The following is a 19,100-nucleotide window of genomic DNA, read 5'->3' on the forward strand; positions in this document are numbered from 1 at the left end:
TATTCTCCAACTTGTCTTGTCTACTTAAAGAAAGCTATTTTTGATAGGCCTTCCAAGCAGCCATAAAGGCTTCCGCATTGGCTTTCGTCATTTCTACAGATTGACCTTTTTTATACAAAGCCGAACCTAGACCAAAGCCACGAGCACCAACATTTAAATAATCAGCCACATTGTTTGGCGTCACACCGCCAACAGGGCACAACCAAGTCTCGGCGGGAATCACCGCGCCCAAGGCTTTAACCACATTGATCGTAGGCAAAGCTTCAGCAGGAAACAGTTTCACCGCATCTGCACCAGCATGTAACGCTGCAAACGCTTCACTCGCGGTAAAAAAACCTGGCATAGCGTATAAACCAGCTACTTTGGCAGCTTTAATCAACTCGACATCCGTATGTGGGCAAACCATTAATTTTGCGCCAGTGGCAACCAATTCGGTCAATTGCGTCATGGTCAAAACCGTACCAGCGCCAATCAATACTTGCTCTCCAAACTTATCCTGAAGAGAACGAATACTAGTAAAAGCATCAGGCGAGTTAAGTGGCACTTCGAGTAAGCGAAAGCCCGCAGCAATTAACACTTGAGCATGCTCAATTACTTCATCAGGTTTAATACCACGAAGAATGGCAACCATCGGGAATTCTTGCATCAATGCATTAAAAGAATGTTTCATATCATAACGCTCCTGTAGTCGGGTTATTTGCCGACACTGCCTGACGATTCGCCAAGCGCTTTAAACCACGAATACTGGCTTCGTTAGCCGCTAAAAATTCAGAAGTAAGATCTCGCGAAGACAAAGCCAGAGCATAACGTTCGCTAAGCGCTTCGCTACCTATGATCAGTACAGGACTTTTTGGCACTTCTAACGACACCACCTTTAAAGCTTCTAACGTGTCATTCACATCATGACCAATCACCACACCGGACAAATAATCTCGCACTTCATCTGCCGCCAGTTCACCACACACAAAACGGCTACGAGCACTAAATAAATGATGCAAGATACCGCCCGCCTGTAGACTGGCTTGCACGCCTTTTTTGAAAGCTTCTTCGTTGAGCTGATCCGATTTAGGCAAGCCTTTTACCAAACTCGATTCGTCATTCAAACGCGCAAAAAGCTCACCTGTAATTGAAGTAGAAAACTGCGTCACCTTGCCTTCAGTGATTTGCGCCCATTTACAATGGGTTCCCGGCAAGCAAAATATTGGTGACTCATCGGCACGACCTTGCTCTTCTAACCAATCAAGCGCGCCCAGTAATTGCGTTTCTTCGCCACGCATGACATCAAGCAAACCTGCCACCCCCGTACCTCGTAAGCCAGGTACGATCGCTACCTTGTTTGGTAACGACGTGGTCAGCCAAAAAAGGTGCTCGGACAAATCTTCTAACTTGATAGGACATTGTTGGTAAGGCACTTCTTGCCAACCACCTCGACTACCCACCATACCCGCCATATAAATGGTCAGATCAGATGTTAGCCAATCCCCCAACAAATCAGATAATACACTTTCAAATTCAGCAGAGCCGAGCTTTAACATGCCTCGGTCACTGTCGCGCTGGGCTTGAATATGACCATCCTGATTCATCAAAAAGGCACGTAAATTGGTGGTTCCCCAATCAACGGCAATAAAGCTCGCTTGGCCACCAGCAGGTTGTGAAACAGGATTGAATTGGGTCATTACAAACGCCCTCCATCCACAACCAAACTTTGTCCAGAGATCATACGGCTGTCATCAGCGCCCAAAAACAGCACCAAATCCGCCACATCTTCTGGTTCAATTTTTTCTTTCAGCGCTTGCTGTGTCATTAATTCGGCTTCAGCTTCTGGCGTTAACCACAAGCGCTTTTGTTTTTCCGTCATAACCCAGCCGGGCAATACCGTATTAACACGAATTTTCTGAACGCCAAGCTCACGAGCCAAGCCTTTGGTTAACCCTGAAATACCCGCTTTTGCCGTTACATAACCCGGATACCCAGCCAGCCCCAACATCCAAGAGTTGGAACTCATATTAATAATGCTACCACCACCGGCTTCCGCCATGGCAGGCGCGACGGTCTGAGCGGCAAAGAAATGATGTTTTAAATTGACCGACATACATTTATCAAACGCTTCTGACGTCATGTCTTGTAGCGTATGACGATGATCATTAGCGGCATTATTTACCAGAATGCGAATCGCGCCCCAATCAGCCATACGCTCAGTAATTACTTGTTGAAGCGTGTCTATTTCAGTCAAATCAACCAAATTAAAATGCGCTTTCAAGCCTTGATCGTTTAGCTCTTTTGCTAGGCTATCGCCTGCTGCTTGATCAATATCGAAAAAGCTCACCAAACAGCCTTGCTGAGCTAACGCTCGAACCAAGGCTTCACCAATACCAGACGCGCCACCACTAACAAGAGCGTGACGTCCAGCCAAACTAGGAAAGACAGTTTTGTTTTTATTATTTGTCATTAATGAGACTCCCTGCTCACTTTCGACCCACTGTTGCCAACAAGGAAATCCAAATCAGCACCTTGATCGGCTTGCATTACATGGTCGATATACAGTTTGGCATAACCCCGATGATAATCACTTTCTTCAGGTTGCCATGCAGCTTTACGAGCTGCCATTTCTTCATCAGAAATATGCAAATGCAAACCACGACCTTCTACATCAAGGGTAATTTCATCACCGTTTTGCACCAAGGCCAATGGCCCACCTACAGTCGATTCTGGCGCAACATGCAGCACCACAGTACCAAACGCCGTGCCACTCATACGCGCATCACTGATGCGAACCATGTCGGTAATGCCTTGTTCTAACAACTTGCTTGGCAACGCCATGTTGCCGACTTCTGGCATACCCGGATAACCTTTTGGCCCGCAACCTTTCAGTACCAGAATAGAATCTTTGTCTACTTCTAGCTCTGGTGCATCAATGCGAGCTTTGTAGTCTTCGATGTTTTCGAACACCACGGCTTTACCCGTGTGTTGCAACAAAGCGGGGGTGGCTGCGCTCGGTTTAATGATCGCGCCTAGTGGCGACAAGTTACCGCGTAATACCGCAATGCCCGCTTTTGCACGCAAAGGTTTATCGATGGGACGTATAACTTCTTCGTTGAAACACTCTGCACCTTCGGTAATGTCACCCAAAGTAGCGCCACAAACCGTGTTGGCGTTCATATCAAACAGGTGACTCAAACGCTGAATTAACGCGGGGAAACCGCCGGCGTAATGAAAGTCTTCCATAAGAAATCGGCCAGAAGGCATCAAATCTACCAGACAAGGAATTTCCGCACCGATGCGATCCCAATCTTCTAGGGTCAAATCCACACCGACACGACCAGCAATCGCCAACAAATGCACCACCGCATTGGTTGAGCCACCAATCGCCGCATTGGCACGAATGGCGTTTTCAAAAGCCGTCTTAGTCAAAATATCAGATGGTTTTAAGTCTTCTTTGACCATTTCGACAATGCGAGCGCCTGTCATGTGAGCCAGTGCCTGACGACGCGCGTCTACTGCTGGCAAAGTACCGTTTTCTGGTAACGACATACCCAAGGCTTCAATTAAACAGGACATAGTCGACGCCGTTCCCATGGTCATACAAGTTCCACGAGAACGAGACATGCCCGACTCAGCACGCATGAAAGCATCAAGGCTCATTTTGCCGCCACGTACCGCTTCACTGAATCTCCATACATCCGTACCAGAACCTATGTCTTTGCCGCGATATTTGCCGTTTAGCATTGGGCCAGATGACACAACAATGGTCGGTAAATCCACCGAACACGCACCCATTAGTTGTGCAGGCGTAGTTTTGTCACAACCGCCCAATAACACAACACCGTCCATGCCATAGGCGCGCATGGATTCTTCAACGTCCATGCTCATCAAATTACGGAACAGCATCGCCGTCGGCTTCATTTGGGTTTCGCCCAGAGACATCACAGGAAACTCCAGCGGCACGCCGCCCGCTTCCCAAACACCACGTTTCACGTATTCCGCCAATTCACGCAGATGTGAATTACACGGTGTCAGTTCGCTCCACGAGTTACAAATACCAATAATTGGGCGACCATCAAAACTATGATCTGGCAAGCCTTGGTTTTTCATCCAACTACGGTGAATAAAGCCGTCTTTATCCAACTTGCCGTACCATTGCTGACTGCGTAATGGTTTTTTATCTTTGTTATTGTTATCGCTCATTCAATGTTTCTCCATCAAAGGTACGGCTTGAATCGCTAGCAATACTAGAGATTCAGGGTCAAATATAGGTAATCTGAGTCCAACTTGACTCAAACTCGCACCATTCAAAATAAGGTCTTTTTTCCACCACGCAGGCAAGGCTTTCATTAGATGACCTGGCAATGGGCTATGCTCCAGAACGTTCACTCGATAGAGCTGATCTGGTAATAAATTAGGTAAGCGAATCGGTAAAGTTTGCGCTTGCTTTGGCATGGTTAATTGACAGTAAACAGCTAGGCCTTGCGTTCTGTCTTGGCTCAGCGCCCATTGGGTTTGCGCTCGCCCATCGGCACTTGGCAAGCGCCAGTTATTGCCTTCATGCAAAACGCTTCGGTACTGTTTGTAATAAGAGAGCCAATTAGCAATCGTTACTTTTTGCTCTGCATTGGCGTCTAGCAAATTCCATTCAATGCCCAAATGTCCCAACATGGCTGTGCCTACTCGGAATGCTACGTCATGAATACGGCTTGTGGTGTGGCTCTTATCAGGACCAATGTGAGAGCCCATCACTTCAGGCGGTAAGAAATAGCTAAAGCCACGTTGAATAGTTTGACGCTCCAAAGCATCGTTGCAATCAGACGCCCAAAAGCGTTTGGTGAAATTCAAAATACCAAAATCTACTCGCGCGCCACCAGACGAGCAGCTTTCGATTTCCATTGCTGGAAACGCCTGATTGAGCTCGCTCAACAAACGATACAATGCCTCAACTTGAGCATGGGCTTGCGGTGCGATATCGCCACTCGGCTGAGTGTAGTCTCGGTTCATATCCCATTTCACATAATCAATCGGATACTCGGTAAACAAAGCAAATAAACGCTCACGGATATATTGGTAAGCTTCTGGTTTGGCAAGATTTAAAACCAATTGATTACGCGCCAACGCTGGTTCGTACTGAGGTAATTGCAATGCCCAATCAGGATGAGCACGGAACAAATCAGAATCTGGGTTGACCATTTCAGGTTCAAACCACAGACCAAATTCCATACCAAGATCGTTTCTCACATAGCTAATCAATGGCAGTAATCCATCTGGGTATTTGGTTTCATCAACGAACCAATCACCCAATGCCGCTTTGTCGTGATGACGACCACGGAACCAACCATCATCGAGGATATATCGCTCGACACCCACTTCGGCAGCCGCTTTCGCAAGCGCTTTCAGCTTGGCCATATCGTGGTCAAAATAAAACGCTTCCCACGTATTGAGGTGCACAGGACGAGGTTTGGTTAATTTCAGGCGATGGCGCGCTTCTTGATGGAATTGTTGACTCATGGTGTTCAAACCAGAAGTACTGTGTGCGGCTAAGAATTCTGGCGTCGAGATTGATTCATTGGCAGCCAGCACGATTTCCCCCGGCAAATACAAAACTTCGGCTTGCAAATAGCGATGACCTTCCGCGGTGTAATCAGCTTTTAATCTGTGATTGCCGCTCCACGCTAGATGCGCACCAACAAGCTCACCCTGTTGCTCACCAAAGCCTTGTTCACCCACAATAACGGCCGGAAAGTTCGCTTGAGAATTGCGACCATTGCGGTTTTCTTGCAACCAAGTGGCGTACCAATCACTGCGCTCTTGCTGAAACTCCTGACACCAGCGGCCATAAAATCCCATTCGTTCAGTAAATTGACTGGCAACGGGTAAAGTACACGCCAAGCGTTGGACGGTGACATTCGCTTGACCTTGGTTGGTCAGCGTCAACTGTTGGCGTAATACACCAGAAGACAACAAGCCAATGTTCAACGCCACTGACAATTGCGCAACCTTGTCCTCCAAACGAATGACAAAGCCGCTTTGCTTTTCATCCACGGCAACCAAAGACCAACACGCAGCCCAGACTGGGCGATCTTCTGCAATGGCTTCAACCGCTGGCGTTTGCAACCAACCGCGACCGGCTTCAGGAATCAACGACATTGGCGTTGGTTTATCCATCATCGCTTGCGGTATGGCTGCCTGCTGTGACAAATAGACACTGGCTAAATCTGTCGTTTTGGGCAAAGCATCACCAAAATACAACAACTCAGGTGCGCCTTGCTTTGGGCAAGCAATCACCAAGGTTTTGCCTTGCTGCTCTTTTCCTAGCAAGTCCTTTGTTAGCAAGTCTTGTCGATAAAAAGACACATTCTTCACTTCAGACATGATCAATTATCCTTTTGTAGCGCCTAAGGTTAAGCCTGCAATAAAGTGACGTTGCATGGCAAAGAACAAAATAACTGGTGGCAGAGCCGCTACGATAGAGCCAGCTGCAATAAGCTGCCAAGATGCCATCCACTGACCTTTCAGTGCACTGATACCGGCGGTAATCGGACGTACTTCATCACTTTGTACCAATACCAAGGCCCAGAAGTAATCGTTCCAAATAAAGGTGAAAATCAGTACAGATAAGGCTGCCAAAGCAGGACGAACCAATGGCAACACCACATGCCAAAAAATTTGCCATTCGCTCACGCCTTCCACACGCGCAGCTTCAATCAATTCATCAGGTAAACCAACAATGAAGTTACGCATAAACAAGGTACAAAAACCGGTTTGAAAAGCGATATGGAAAAGAATCAAACCAGACGCCGTGTCATACAGCCCCATACTGATAGTCAAATCACGCACTGGAATCATCAGGATTTGAAAGGGTACAAAATTGCCGGCAATGAAAGCGGCAAAAAGCGCCACATTACCGCGAAACTTATATTTAGCTAAGGCATAACCCGCCAGTGTCGACAAGGCAACGGCGCCAAACACAGCTGGTAAAGTGATAATTAGCGAGTTAAGCAAATAGCGCAGCATTGGCGTTTGTGTAAACACCATGGTGTAGTTTTCAAAGAACATCCACTCAGTCGGAATTCCCCAATAATTACCGCCATTAATATCTGCCATTGAACGAGCAGATGTCATCATGACGGCAATCAAAGGTAACAACCAAAGAAATAAAGCAATCCAAACCGCAACGCGGTAGCTCAAGTTAAAGGGTAATGATCTTTTTTCTATAGGAGTTGGAAACATTAGGCTTTCTCACTCTTCAGCATACGCCACAAAAAGTAGGCGATATAAATATCCATAATCAAGAACAACACAGTCGCAATCGCAGCACCGTATCCAGCACGATAGTTAAAGATTGATTGCTCATACATGAAGTAAGCAAGAACGCTGGATGAGCCAAATGGACCACCGCTGGTCATGGTTGCCACAAGGTCGAAGCTTCGTAGCGCACCAATCACCGTCACCACGACAGCAATAAAAGTGGCGGGACGTAGCTGAGGTAAAATCACATGACGCAACATTTTCCAGCCATGAGCGCCATCTAGACGCGCTGCTTCGATTTGATCTGGGTTGAGATTATTTAAGCCTGTGAGGTACAAGATCATGCAGTAAGCAATTTGCGGCCATAGCCCCGCGACTATGATGCCGAACGTCACCCAATTTTCATCGGACAAGATCGCCACAGGCTCCATTCCAAATAAGCCAATTGCCTTATTAAAAAGTCCGAAAGAAGGGTCATAGAACCAAGAGAAAACCAAACCCACGACAACTTGAGAAATAACAAAAGGAAAGAAAAACATAGACTTAACTAAACGTATGCCCATGATTTTTTGATTAAGAAATAACGCAATACCCAACCCAATTGGCGGCGCTAACATGAAGAAGACCATCCAATACAGGTTATTTTTTAACGCCACCCAAAACTGATAGTCATCGAAAAGTTCAATGTAATTACTAAAGCCTACGAAGGTTTTTTCACCAATTCCATCCCATTCATAAAAGCTCAACCAGATACTCTGGAGAATAGGAAAGATAACGTAGACCACAAACAAAATGACTGCTGGCGCTAAGAACAAAACCGGCATCCATTGCTGCTGCTTGCTATGCAACTTCTGCATGGTGCACATACCTCTTATTTTTATTAATTTATAAATTGCTCTACTTGTTATCTGAATTTACCTTCGACAACTCGTCTAATAAAATAATGGAATAAAGTTCCATTTTTTGCAATACTCAATTTAGAACATTTTTTTAAGGCTTTTTTAGAGGCTAAATCGACCTTAGAAAATTATAAAAATAGAAATTAAGGAAACCTAACCATGACAGAGCAAGAAACTAAGAGCGGAGGCTCATCGTTAGACAAAGCACTTAGCCTATTGCAAGAAGTTTGCATGACGCCTGTGCCATTACGCTTTGCAGAATTAGTAGATAAAACGGACTTACCGAAAGCCACAGCACATCGTACCTTGATGTCATTAACTGAAAAGAGCTTGGTTCGCTTTGATGAAGTAACTCAGCTCTATCATCCTGGCTATGGATTACTAGAATTAGCACACCAAGCTTGGTCAAAAATTGATGTGCGCGATATAGCAGCTGATCAGATGAAACATTTGTGGGATGAAACCGGTGAAACCATTCACCTTGCTGCTCTTGATCGTGGCGACGTCATTTACATCGACAAATTAGAAAGCCAGAAAAGTTTGCGTTTATTTTCTGCAGTCGGCAAAAAAGGCCCTGCTTATTGTACTGGTGTCGGCAAAGCCATGATGGCGTTTCTCAATGAAGATCAATTAGCCCTAGCCATCAAAGAACAGCGCTTTATCAAGCACACAGACACCACGCTGATTAACGAAGAGATGCTAAGAGACGATCTTATCAAGATTCGTGAAAGCAAAATTTCCTTGGATTTAGAAGAACATGAAGAAGGTATTCAATGCGCTGCTTCGGTGATTTTAAACCATAGAAACGAACCCATTGCCGCGCTCAGTATTACCGCTCCAAAATTTCGTGTAGACGATACGCGTTTCCAACACTTTCAAACATTGGTCAAAGACGCTTGTAAGAAAGTATCCACCCGAATGGGGGCTATGGCCTCTAACTAGCATAGGAAAGTCCATTATGGCGACGATAAAACTAACAAACGTCATCAAACGGTTTCATGACATTGAGACAATTCATGGTGTCAATTTAGATTTGCAAGACGGTGAATTTGTGGTCTTTGTGGGCCCGTCTGGTTGTGGTAAATCCACCCTACTGCGCCTAATCGCAGGCCTTGAAGACATTACAGATGGCAAGTTAGAGATCAATGGCACGAATATGAACAACGTGGCACCAGCTGATCGTGGTGTTGCTATGGTATTCCAATCCTATGCCTTGTACCCACATATGACAGTGGAAGAAAACATGAGTTTTGGTTTACGTATGAATGGCGTAGCGCCAGAGAAAATCAAAGCACAAGTCAGCAATGCTGCCAATATTCTACAACTTAATGAACTGCTAGATCGTAAACCCAAACAACTGTCGGGTGGCCAACGTCAGCGCGTTGCCATCGGTCGTGCGATTGTTCGCCAACCAGAAGTCTTCCTGTTTGATGAACCACTTTCCAACCTGGACGCCGAACTTCGTGTCGACATGCGCATTCAGATCGCGCAGCTGCACAACAAACTAAAAGCTACTATGGTCTACGTGACACATGATCAGGTCGAAGCCATGACATTGGCTGATAAAATTGTCGTACTACGTGCAGGTAATGTCGAACAAGTCGGCTCCCCGCTTGAGCTTTATCACAACCCTGCCAACGAATTTGTCGCGGGCTTTATTGGCTCACCAAGAATGAACTTCCTCGAAGGTAAAGTGGTCAGTATCGACAATAAAGACGTAGCTGTAATTGATATCGCAAATCAGCGTATCGAGATGGAAGTAGATGGAACCAAGATCTCTGTCAACGAAACCGTAAAACTCGGCATCCGTCCTGAACATATCAAAGAAAATATCCAAGACGCCGATCTGACTATTGACCTTGATATTGATGTGGCTGAGCACTTAGGTGGCCTTACCTATCTATACGGCCAATTTGAAGGCAGCAAACTTACCATTGAAGTCAGCGGCTCTAACCTAACTCGCAATGGTGAAAGTGTAAAAGTAGGCATCAAAAAAGCAGATTGCTACTTATTTAACCGTGATGGCGAAGCCTTAGTGGATCGACCAGTACCAGCGCGTTAAAACGAAAAAGCCTCGCCTAATTTTTTAAGCGAGGCTTTTTTATGTTGTCTTTTGACTTAAATAAATTCTTCTAAAAAGCTTTCTAAATAGCTATAGCCACGTTTTGCCACTAATGGATTGTATTGACTACCATGCTCTGGATTATTCGCACTCGGTAACATAAATGAGTGCATGGTATTACTGAAGTCAACAAACTGGAAATCCATCGCTAAACTTGTCCAATAACGTTTTGCTTCTTGAGCGTCGTCTTCTGTAACCAGCGGGTCTTGGTGACCATTTAAAACCAAAATTTTTGTTTTCGTATTAGCCTTTTCTTCCGACTGAGCACGGAAAAAACTCATCAAACCATGAAAACTCACTGCTCCAGCACTGTTTTCAAGATGCAGACCTGCTTCCAAAGCCAAGCGACCACCTAGACAAAAACCAATATGGACGATGGTTTTACCATGAATAGCATCACAAGCTGATTGTGTTAGCTCATTTTGTAACTCGTGTAGTGGGTCGGCTTCTGCAACCAAGGCCCCCATTTTGGCACGCTTCTGCTCCATCTCTACTGGATTCTGATCTATACCATACAAATCAAGCGCTGTTGCTGAAAACCCTAGTGACGCAATATGATCCGCAATACCTTTTTCAAAATCTGTCAATCCAGAAAACGTTGGCCAAATAACCACCTGAATATGGCTTTTATCTGAACTCAGTCCATCAACTTGATAATGCATGCGTTTAACATTGTCTTTAAATATCGCTTCAAATGTCTGGTTCACTGGCAACCCCTTAAAGAATTTATAAATAATGTTTATTCAGTGTAACCAGCAAAATAGAATGAAATCAATCTGCTTCCTCTTCAGTTCCTTGTTTAATCTCATTCTATCGTTGAAGAATCTCAGTCAAATTACACGCTTTCTAACGCTAACAAGTCACTTATGTTTTGTCTTTTTCTGATGAGGCGATGATGCCCTCCATCGATCAAAAACTCAGGCGCCAGCGGTCGACTGTTGTAATTTGAAGACATAGAAGCTCCATATGCACCAACATCATTAAACACCAGCAAATCGCCCACCCTAGGATTATTCAGTATTTGATGGCAAATCACGCCACTGGCATCTTGTGTAAACACATCACCGGACTCACACAAAGGTCCAGCCACCGCATACTCAAGCGGATCAAACAATGGGCTTGCTTGCCGCTGATTTGTTGCTTGATGAATCACTTCTATTTTGTGATAGCTGCCATACATACTCGGTCTTAACAGGTCATTAAAACCAGCATCGACTAGAATGAAATTGTGCTGCTGCGTTGATTTCAAACAATGGATTTCCGCCACCAAAACGCCCGCGTTTGCGACTAAAAATCGTCCCGGTTCTACTTCTAGTTTAATAACATGGCCTAAATGATTTTCTATCTCTTTACGCGCCTCATCCCACAATCGGAAAAAACTATTGGTATCTAATTCTACGTCATTTTCTGTATAAGGCGCAGGAAGCCCACCACCAGTAGAAATGGCTCGGATATCCACATTGGCTAACTTCACCACCTCGACCATGGCTTGGCAGGCTTGAGACAAATGTACAAAGTCTGAACCTGAACCAATGTGCATATGAATGCCAATTAAATCCAAACCATATTGTTGAATCAGAGCAACGGTCTGCGGCAAATCTTCTAGCGAAATACCATGTTTGCTATTTGGTCCACCAGTATTGGTTTTTTCACTATGGCCATGGCCAAACCCAGGATTCACACGTATCCAAACTGGATGATGAGGAGCGACTTCTGCAATTCGATGCAACATATCCATAGAGCCAATATTGACAGGAATATCGTGTTGAATAACCAATTCTATTATTTCGCGATCTATCAGATCTGCGGTAAAAACAATGCTTTCAGAATTGTCGCTGTTGCTGTAGCCCGCCGCTAAACTTCTTTCAATTTCTCCAGCAGACACAGCATCAACCATTACACCTTCTTCTCGCATCAATCGTAAAATATGTGTATTTGAGCAGGCTTTTTGCGCGAAACGGATGACATCAAAATCCCTTAACTGTCTGATCTGATGACGAATGATTGCCGCATCGTACACCCATGCAGGTGTACCAAATTGCTGAGTTATTTCTACTAGTGTATTGGGATTAAAAATAGTCACTTAACCGTGCTCCTATAGATTACTCGAATCAATTTTTTAAGTTATTTAAGATGAATCAATCATAGCGTCCGTCCAAAAATACAAATAATATCTATTTATTCGAATTCCATTCATTTCTGATATGACTTATGAAACTAACATTCCGACAAATTGAAATATTCAATGCTTTGATGACAGCGGAAAGCGTAACCAGCGCAGCCGATATGTTGCATACCTCACAACCGACCATTAGCCGAGAACTGGCAAGACTTGAACAGGTATTAGGGTTCAGCCTATTTGAACGAGTGCGCGGCCGACTCAAACCCAGTAACGCCGCTTACACGCTTTTTGAAGAAGTAAAACGTTCGTATATTGGCTTAGAACGAATTTGGTCAACCGTTGAGGATTTACGCACAGATCAGATAGGAAGACTCTCAGTACTAACATTGCCAGCTTTTTCCCAGTCTCTGTTACCGGGTGCATGTCTGAAGTTTTTAGATACAAACCAAAATGTCGGTATCTCCATCTCTGTGCAAGAGCCGCCATATTTAGAACAAAGCTTAACGTACCAACAATACGACCTGGGGTTGACTGAAAACAACTACTCACCGTCAGGCACCATACTTAAACCTTTGTTAAGTATCGATGAAGTCTGTATTTTGCCAAATGATCATCCATTATTAGCAAAAGACATCATTGATATCCGTGATTTCGAAGGCCAGCCTTTTATTAACTTATCGCCTAACGATCCATATCGAATAAAATTGGATGAAGATCTATATCGGCTTGGAATCAATCGTAAAACCGTGATAGAAACACCAACTGCCGCGTCTGTCTGTCAGTTGGTAAGTAAAGGCGCGGGAATTGCCATCATCAATCCACTAACAGCATTGGACTTTATTGATCATGGTCTGCAAATTCGTCCATTGAATGTGTCTTACCCATTTACCATCAATATACTTTTGCCCTTACACCGCCCCTTTAACCCGTTTTTAGATGACTTCATTGCAGCACTGGAAGATGAATCGAAAGAAATAAAAACTAAAATTAATCAGTACTCAGCTCATTCAATTTAGGCATGCTTATTTATGATCGCTGAACGTATTTTCTGATACACTTTTTTGCATAAGTAACTAATCAATAGCAAGCACATTTTGGCAGGCATTAAGGAAAACACGATGACGCAGTTGGCTTTAAGTGATCTCATTGGTAAACAAGTACTTGGCGTAGCCGGCACTTACGGCTCCCAAGATAACGAAATGGATGTTTATATCTGCGGTGTAAACATTCTTACAGACACGTCATTGGAGCTTTTCTTTCCCAATGGTCATCAACTCAAGTCCAATCAAAAAGTCACCATACATCTAGACAATCGTACCGGCGTATCGGAATACGACGCAGATTTAAAAGTATACCGTTCGTCGTTCAAAGGCATAGTTACATCAACAACGGGTAAAAAAGCACAAGTAAATGCCCTTGAGTACGAAGTTTACTATGGCGCTAGCATTGCTAAATCTTTCCAAGCGAATGACTATGAACACCCAAGCGATAGTCGCCCTGCTATCGATCTACCACACAGCCCGCTTACTGTCGCGCCCGAGATTGACGACAGTGAAAACGACAATAAAATTGGCGTTTTGATGACTTATGCCAAACAGCAACCACATTCCACTGTTATGGCGTTCTTATCCTCTGTTGACGATGATATTTTCTTTATTACCTTCCCGAGCACATTTAAGGCTAAGCTGTTAAGTCGCAACAATCAGTGTTACTTTGCTATCGATGGTCGTGCTACCTTTACTTTTGAAGAAGCTATCGAATGGAATTACAGCATCATCAAAAGTGATGTTTATGAAATCCCCAAAAGCAACCCAGTTTTCCAACAAATTCAAGAACTCTTTATCCAGAAAAATCCTTGGGAAATGGGTTTCTTTAGCCACCCAGAAGTAACTATGTATCACCTAAAAGCCACAAAAGTCGTCTGCCCAAAGCAAAGCGTTTAACTGAAAACTGGTAAGGCCAACCTCAATTAAGGAGAAAAACATGTTATCGGGAAGCTGTTTATGTAATGGCGTGCAATACGAAATAAAAGGTGAATTGGGCGACATCATGCAGTGTCATTGTCAAAAATGTCGTAAAGCCAACGGCTCTGCTTTTGCTACCAATGCAGCTATTCCAACAACCGCCTTCGCCTTGTTAAAAGGCAAAGAACTACTGGCTGAATACGAATCTACACCTGGTGTTTTCCGTGTCTTTTGCAAACAATGCGCATCACCACTTTATAGCCGACGCCCACACATGCCAGAGCTACTTCGTCTTCGCATTGGCACACTCGACACAAAAATAGAAGGCAAACCGTCTTCACATATCTTTGTTGGTTCAAAAGCCGAATGGCATGAAATCTGCGATGATATCCCGCAATACGAAGAACGCCCTGTTGTGTAGCTTCTAGCAGAGAAAAATAAATAAAGATTAGGGGCAATATCCCCTAATCTTATTGCATATTAAATTGCTCAAGATTCTCTTGAGATAAACAATACTAACTAACAAACCAGTCGCTCTTGCAGTAACAGTAAAGACACGAGATCGAGAGTTAAAAACCATGATCTATTGTCAAAGCAGCAAATCGTTAATACCATAAGCTAATACATTGAGTTGACTGATAATTTTATATTATTTATTCATCACAACCATGAACTATGATTTCATCCATCTAATGAGTACTTATAGGTATGTCTAACGACCAGCACGAAGATACCCCCGCCCTTAATTTAGAATACTATGTTCCTGCCCTTGTTACTTTTTTGGCAAATAAACTATCAAGCGGTGCATCTTCTATTTATCGGGAATTTTTTGGTATAGGCATTGTAGAATGGAGATTACTTGCATTACTTGCTGTTGAGAATGGCATATCAGCTAATCGTATGTGCCAAGTTATTGGTTTAGACAAGTCTGGCGTGAGTCGATCTCTAAAACTTCTAGAACAAGAACAATACGTTTACTCTAGCCTTGACCCCGAAGACGCTCGTCGACTTATCATCTGGATGACCAGCAAAGGAAGAGCTCTGCACGATAAAGTTTTCGAAGTTGCCATTGCTCGTGAAAAACTCTTACTACAAGGCTTTACAAAAAAAGAGATTGATACCTTAGTAAAGTTCCTAAACCGCTTAAATGATAGCGTTAATACAGTAAATAATTTCCGCCCTAACATCCCAAAATAATCGCCTCAATACTCCCCTCACTTCACCCAAACTCAACTTATTAAAGACGTTATAGATGAATGATTTAGATAACGTCTGCCGTCTAAAAAAATAAATCTATAACAATCCACTCATTATTTCATGATAAAACCCGGCCAAAAAAGGTTGCTATAGCAACTTTATTTAGTTGACATCACAACTATATTGCCGTTATAAACATAGCAAGAGCCAACTAAAAATAACTAAGGCAGCTTGAAATGATTGACGTTCTTATTAAGAAAAAAAATATTGAGGCTAACGGTATCGTTAGTTTTGAACTTACGAATGTAGACGATAAAAAACTTCCTGAAGCCGCTCCTGGTGCTCATATAGACGTGCTAGTTAGTCGCGACATCACTCGACAATACTCCATCTACAATGATTCAAAAAAAACAAATAGCTATAAAATCGCGGTTTTAAAAGATCCAAACTCCCGTGGTGGCTCAAAAGCTTTACACGAAAACATAAAGGAAGGAGATGTGATTAGCATTTCGGAACCTAGAAACCTTTTCGAGCTAAATTACGACGCTCCATCTTATATTTTAGTTGCAGGAGGAATTGGAATCACTCCAATTCTATCCATGGCGGAAGACTTACAGTTTCAAAATCGTTCTTTTTCTTTACATTATTTCACTCGCAGCCGCGATAGAACCGCTTTTTATCAACAAATAATTTCAGGCGACTTTGCAGATAAGAGCACGTTTTATTTCGATGGAGATGAAACGAAATCTTTTCGCCAAGCGCTACTCGATGCCAATAACCAAACTCACCTCTATGTATGTGGACCAAATGGTTTTATGGATTTTGTTTTTTCTGCTGCTAAAGAAACGGGTTGGTTAGAAGCAAGATTACATAAAGAACATTTCACTGCGGTACCAACTGAAAACGCAGCAAATCAAGCGTTTGAAGTTGAGATTGCGAGTTCTGGCGCACGCTTTCACATTCCTGAGAATAACTCAGTTTTTGAAGTGTTAGACGACGCTGGTATCGAAATTAATGTGTCCTGCGAACAAGGCATATGTGGCTCCTGCCTAACAAGAGTCATATCAGGCACACCTGACCATAGGGATCAATTTTTATCCAGCGAAGAACACGCTAAGAACGATAAATTTACCCCTTGTTGTTCAAGGTCACTAACCAAAACTCTGGTGCTCGATCTTTAGTGCCACATCAAAGCAAGTCAAAACAAATATAAGAAGGAGAGTTTTATGAGTGTTCAACATATGAGCGCAGCTGAACTAATCAATACTGACGTCGAAACAAAGTCCTTATTTCCACTCAATATGTGGTACGTGGCTGCTTTGAGTTCTGAATTGAAAGATAAGCCCTTAGCTCGCACAATCCTCAATCATCAAATTGTTTTTTTCCGTACTTCAGATGGAGAGGTCTCTGCGCTTGAGGATAGATGCTGTCACCGCGCTTTGCCTTTGTCACTTGGCACAATTGAAAATAACGGCATTCGTTGTGGCTACCACGGGTTGCTATTTAATGGCGACGGTAAGTGCGTTGAGGTTCCGGGCCAAGACAAAGTTCCACGCAAAGCCTTAGTATCGACTTATTCGATTTGCGAACAAAACCATCTTATTTGGATCTGGTTTGGGGATGAAAATACGCAAGAACCAACCTGTACACCACCAGAATATCCAGTTCATAACAACCCAGAATATCTATTTGATGGCGATGTCTATCACTACGAAGCACCTTATCAGCTAATACACGACAACCTGTTAGATCTTAGCCATCTGGGATATGTTCACCTCTATACCATCGGCGGTAATGCAAAATTGCACATGACTGCAGAAACCAAAGTTGAAAGTGACGAAAAAATGGTTCGTGTTGTCCGTCATATGCCCGATTCAGTTCCACCTCCAACTTACACCGCAGCCTATCCGTTCAAAGGAAAAATCGATCGCTGGCAAGAAATTCTCTTCAAAATATCTCATTTAGAAATTTGGACGGGGGCAGTAGATGCGGGCTCAGACTCTCTAGATAACCCAAACCGCGATGGCTTCCACATGAAAGGTTTCCATGGGATCACGCCTGAAACAGAGACAACTTGTCACTATCTATGGACTATGTCGACCAACCCAAAACATGATCCAGAAGAGACTGCGAAAAAAGTCATTGAACAAACAAGACTGACTTTTGATGAAGACAAAGTGGTCATTGAAGCGCAATACAAAAATATGCAGAACTTTAAAAATAGGACGATGTTAGACATACATGTTGACGTTGCCCCGAATCGAGCTCGCCGTATTATCGAATCACAGCTGACTTAAACCATTTCGCTTTAAGCTAATTCATAGTGGCACTGCTATGAATGCCCAACACATTAAAAAAGACTAAGAGTGCTGCTTAGTCTTTGTAATTAGAAAAATGTAAGACCACTAAAACAATAATAAAGAGGTAATAAACATGAAAAACAAACTAATAATTTCGACTCTTTGCTTAAGCAGTCTGTGGACAACTTTAGCATTTTCACAAACCTACACATTACGTCTAGCTCACTTCTGGCCAGCTAACTCAAGTGTTGGCAATGTAATACAAGACTGGGCTGACTCAATCGAAAATGACTCAGATAAACAGTTAAAAATTGAAATATACCCAAGTCAAACTCTTGCTAAAGCAGCACAAAGCTATGCATCAACAGTAAATGGTATAGCAGATATCACAGTTACCGCTCAAGGCTACATGGCTGGAAGATTTCCACTTACACAAGTGGTCGAACTGCCAGGCTTGATTACCACTGCTGAAAACTCAAGCTGCGCTATTCAAAAGCTTTATGACAATAAACTTATTTCAAGTGAATACACGGATACCCATCCTTTATTCCTATTTGTTCATGGGCCTGGACATCTTCACACCAGTGAAAAGCAAATTCTCGAACCAAGTGACTTAGAAGGAATGCGCATACGCAGAGCAACAACTGTTGTAGCAGACTTACTCAGTTCAATGAACGCAAATCCAGTTGGTATGCCAGCCCCTGATACCTACCAGTCCGCACAACGGGGGGTTATCCAAGGCGTCGCCTTTCCATGGCAAGCAATGAAAGATTTCCGCCTAAATGAACTGTTAACACATCATACAGAAATAGGTCTTTACACTCTTTCATTTATAACCACAATGAATAAGCGTGCCTACAATAACCTGCCTGATAATCTTAAGAAAATTATGGATAAACATAGTGGCGAACATTGGTCACGAGTCATGGGGAAAGCACTAGACAATCTAGACGCTGCAGGCCGAAAAGAAGCTATTGAAGCTGGCCATACTATTGAAATAATTAGCAATGTTAATACCAATCCGGTATGGGGACCAATTACCAAAAAAGTCATTGCATCTTATATTAGTGATATGAAAAATCAGTCTAAAAAGGCAGAAAATATTTATCAAAAAGCCTTAGAATATTCAGCTGAGTGCTCTACTAACATAGAGTCATAAAGCACAGAGTATTAAAAAAGCGACACTAGAATTTGCTAACAAAAATAAAAGGGAAGTCGACGCAAGACTTCCCTTTTTGTAAGGCTGAAAATATAACCACC

Annotated in this window: 18 protein-coding genes; 9 read left to right on the forward strand and 9 right to left on the reverse strand. The window is 43.3% G+C overall.

Annotation, left to right across the window (positions count from 1 at the left end; genetic code table 11):
* Window positions 1-34: 34 nt before the first annotated feature.
* Genes TY87_RS15210 through TY87_RS15240 form a run of 7 tightly spaced genes read right to left on the reverse strand, consistent with a single transcriptional unit; the run spans window position 35 to window position 8,093 of the window.
* Window positions 35-670, reverse strand: a complete 636-nt coding sequence (locus TY87_RS15210; RefSeq protein ID WP_100187719.1) for a 2-dehydro-3-deoxy-6-phosphogalactonate aldolase — start codon at window positions 668-670, stop codon at window positions 35-37.
* A gap of 1 nt (window position 671) precedes the next feature.
* Window positions 672-1,676: a 2-dehydro-3-deoxygalactonokinase gene (locus TY87_RS15215; protein ID WP_100187720.1), complete on the reverse strand. Its 1,005-nt coding sequence runs from the start codon at window positions 1,674-1,676 to the stop codon at window positions 672-674.
* Entirely contained in the window at window positions 1,676-2,449 is a 774-nt protein-coding gene (locus TY87_RS15220) for an SDR family NAD(P)-dependent oxidoreductase (protein WP_100187721.1), read from the reverse strand. Before TY87_RS15220 ends, TY87_RS15215 begins: the two co-directional genes overlap by 1 nt.
* Window positions 2,449-4,185 (reverse strand): IlvD/Edd family dehydratase, encoded by a 1,737-nt coding sequence (locus tag TY87_RS15225; RefSeq protein WP_100187722.1) that lies wholly within the window; start codon window positions 4,183-4,185, stop codon window positions 2,449-2,451. The genes TY87_RS15220 and TY87_RS15225 overlap by 1 nt, the downstream gene beginning before the upstream one ends.
* Window positions 4,186-6,360: an alpha-galactosidase gene (locus tag TY87_RS15230; RefSeq protein WP_100187723.1), complete on the reverse strand. Its 2,175-nt coding sequence runs from the start codon at window positions 6,358-6,360 to the stop codon at window positions 4,186-4,188.
* A 6-nt stretch (window positions 6,361-6,366) separates the two neighbouring features.
* A complete protein-coding gene (locus TY87_RS15235; RefSeq protein ID WP_100187724.1) occupies window positions 6,367-7,218 on the reverse strand; it encodes a carbohydrate ABC transporter permease in 852 nt (283 codons plus the stop codon).
* A complete protein-coding gene (locus tag TY87_RS15240) occupies window positions 7,218-8,093 on the reverse strand; it encodes a carbohydrate ABC transporter permease (protein ID WP_072839234.1) in 876 nt (291 codons plus the stop codon). The genes TY87_RS15235 and TY87_RS15240 overlap by 1 nt, the downstream gene beginning before the upstream one ends.
* A 201-nt stretch (window positions 8,094-8,294) precedes the next feature.
* Between TY87_RS15240 and TY87_RS15245 the strand changes: the two genes are divergently transcribed.
* Together TY87_RS15245 and TY87_RS15250 are read left to right on the forward strand one after the other, a co-directional pair.
* Complete coding sequence (locus tag TY87_RS15245; protein WP_100187725.1) at window positions 8,295-9,077, forward strand: IclR family transcriptional regulator; 783 nt, start codon at window positions 8,295-8,297, stop codon at window positions 9,075-9,077.
* A gap of 16 nt (window positions 9,078-9,093) precedes the next feature.
* Window positions 9,094-10,197, forward strand: coding sequence for an ABC transporter ATP-binding protein (locus tag TY87_RS15250; RefSeq protein WP_100187726.1), 1,104 nt, complete (start codon window positions 9,094-9,096; stop codon window positions 10,195-10,197).
* A 56-nt stretch (window positions 10,198-10,253) separates the two neighbouring features.
* Here TY87_RS15250 and TY87_RS15255 read toward each other — a convergent pair whose 3' ends face one another.
* Together TY87_RS15255 and lysA are read right to left on the reverse strand one after the other, a co-directional pair.
* Window positions 10,254-10,964: a dienelactone hydrolase family protein gene (locus tag TY87_RS15255; protein WP_072839237.1), complete on the reverse strand. Its 711-nt coding sequence runs from the start codon at window positions 10,962-10,964 to the stop codon at window positions 10,254-10,256.
* 128 nt (window positions 10,965-11,092) lie between these two features.
* The gene (lysA, locus tag TY87_RS15260) at window positions 11,093-12,340 is read right to left on the reverse strand and encodes a diaminopimelate decarboxylase (protein ID WP_100187727.1); all 1,248 of its coding nucleotides are present in this window, start codon (window positions 12,338-12,340) and stop codon (window positions 11,093-11,095) included.
* A 128-nt stretch (window positions 12,341-12,468) separates the two neighbouring features.
* On the opposite strand from lysA, the gene TY87_RS15265 reads away from it, so the two are divergent.
* From TY87_RS15265 to TY87_RS15295, 7 genes are all read left to right on the forward strand, one after another.
* Complete coding sequence (locus TY87_RS15265; RefSeq protein ID WP_100187728.1) at window positions 12,469-13,395, forward strand: LysR family transcriptional regulator; 927 nt, start codon at window positions 12,469-12,471, stop codon at window positions 13,393-13,395.
* A 102-nt stretch (window positions 13,396-13,497) separates the two neighbouring features.
* The gene (locus TY87_RS15270) at window positions 13,498-14,322 is read left to right on the forward strand and encodes a pyridoxamine 5'-phosphate oxidase family protein (protein ID WP_072839239.1); all 825 of its coding nucleotides are present in this window, start codon (window positions 13,498-13,500) and stop codon (window positions 14,320-14,322) included.
* A gap of 40 nt (window positions 14,323-14,362) precedes the next feature.
* On the forward strand, window positions 14,363-14,764 hold the full coding sequence (locus TY87_RS15275; RefSeq protein ID WP_072839240.1) for a GFA family protein: 402 nt from the start codon (window positions 14,363-14,365) through the stop codon (window positions 14,762-14,764).
* A 287-nt stretch (window positions 14,765-15,051) separates the two neighbouring features.
* A complete protein-coding gene (locus TY87_RS15280; RefSeq protein WP_072839241.1) occupies window positions 15,052-15,540 on the forward strand; it encodes a MarR family winged helix-turn-helix transcriptional regulator in 489 nt (162 codons plus the stop codon).
* A 236-nt stretch (window positions 15,541-15,776) separates the two neighbouring features.
* On the forward strand, window positions 15,777-16,721 hold the full coding sequence (locus TY87_RS15285; RefSeq protein WP_100187729.1) for a PDR/VanB family oxidoreductase: 945 nt from the start codon (window positions 15,777-15,779) through the stop codon (window positions 16,719-16,721).
* A gap of 45 nt (window positions 16,722-16,766) precedes the next feature.
* The gene (locus TY87_RS15290; protein ID WP_198432107.1) at window positions 16,767-17,837 is read left to right on the forward strand and encodes an aromatic ring-hydroxylating oxygenase subunit alpha; all 1,071 of its coding nucleotides are present in this window, start codon (window positions 16,767-16,769) and stop codon (window positions 17,835-17,837) included.
* A 136-nt stretch (window positions 17,838-17,973) separates the two neighbouring features.
* The gene (locus TY87_RS15295; protein WP_100187730.1) at window positions 17,974-18,999 is read left to right on the forward strand and encodes a TRAP transporter substrate-binding protein; all 1,026 of its coding nucleotides are present in this window, start codon (window positions 17,974-17,976) and stop codon (window positions 18,997-18,999) included.
* Window positions 19,000-19,100: the final 101 nt, after the last annotated feature.

It is taken from the genome of Marinomonas sp. BSi20584 (assembly GCF_002792415.1).
GTDB lineage: Bacteria > Pseudomonadota > Gammaproteobacteria > Pseudomonadales > Marinomonadaceae > Marinomonas > Marinomonas polaris.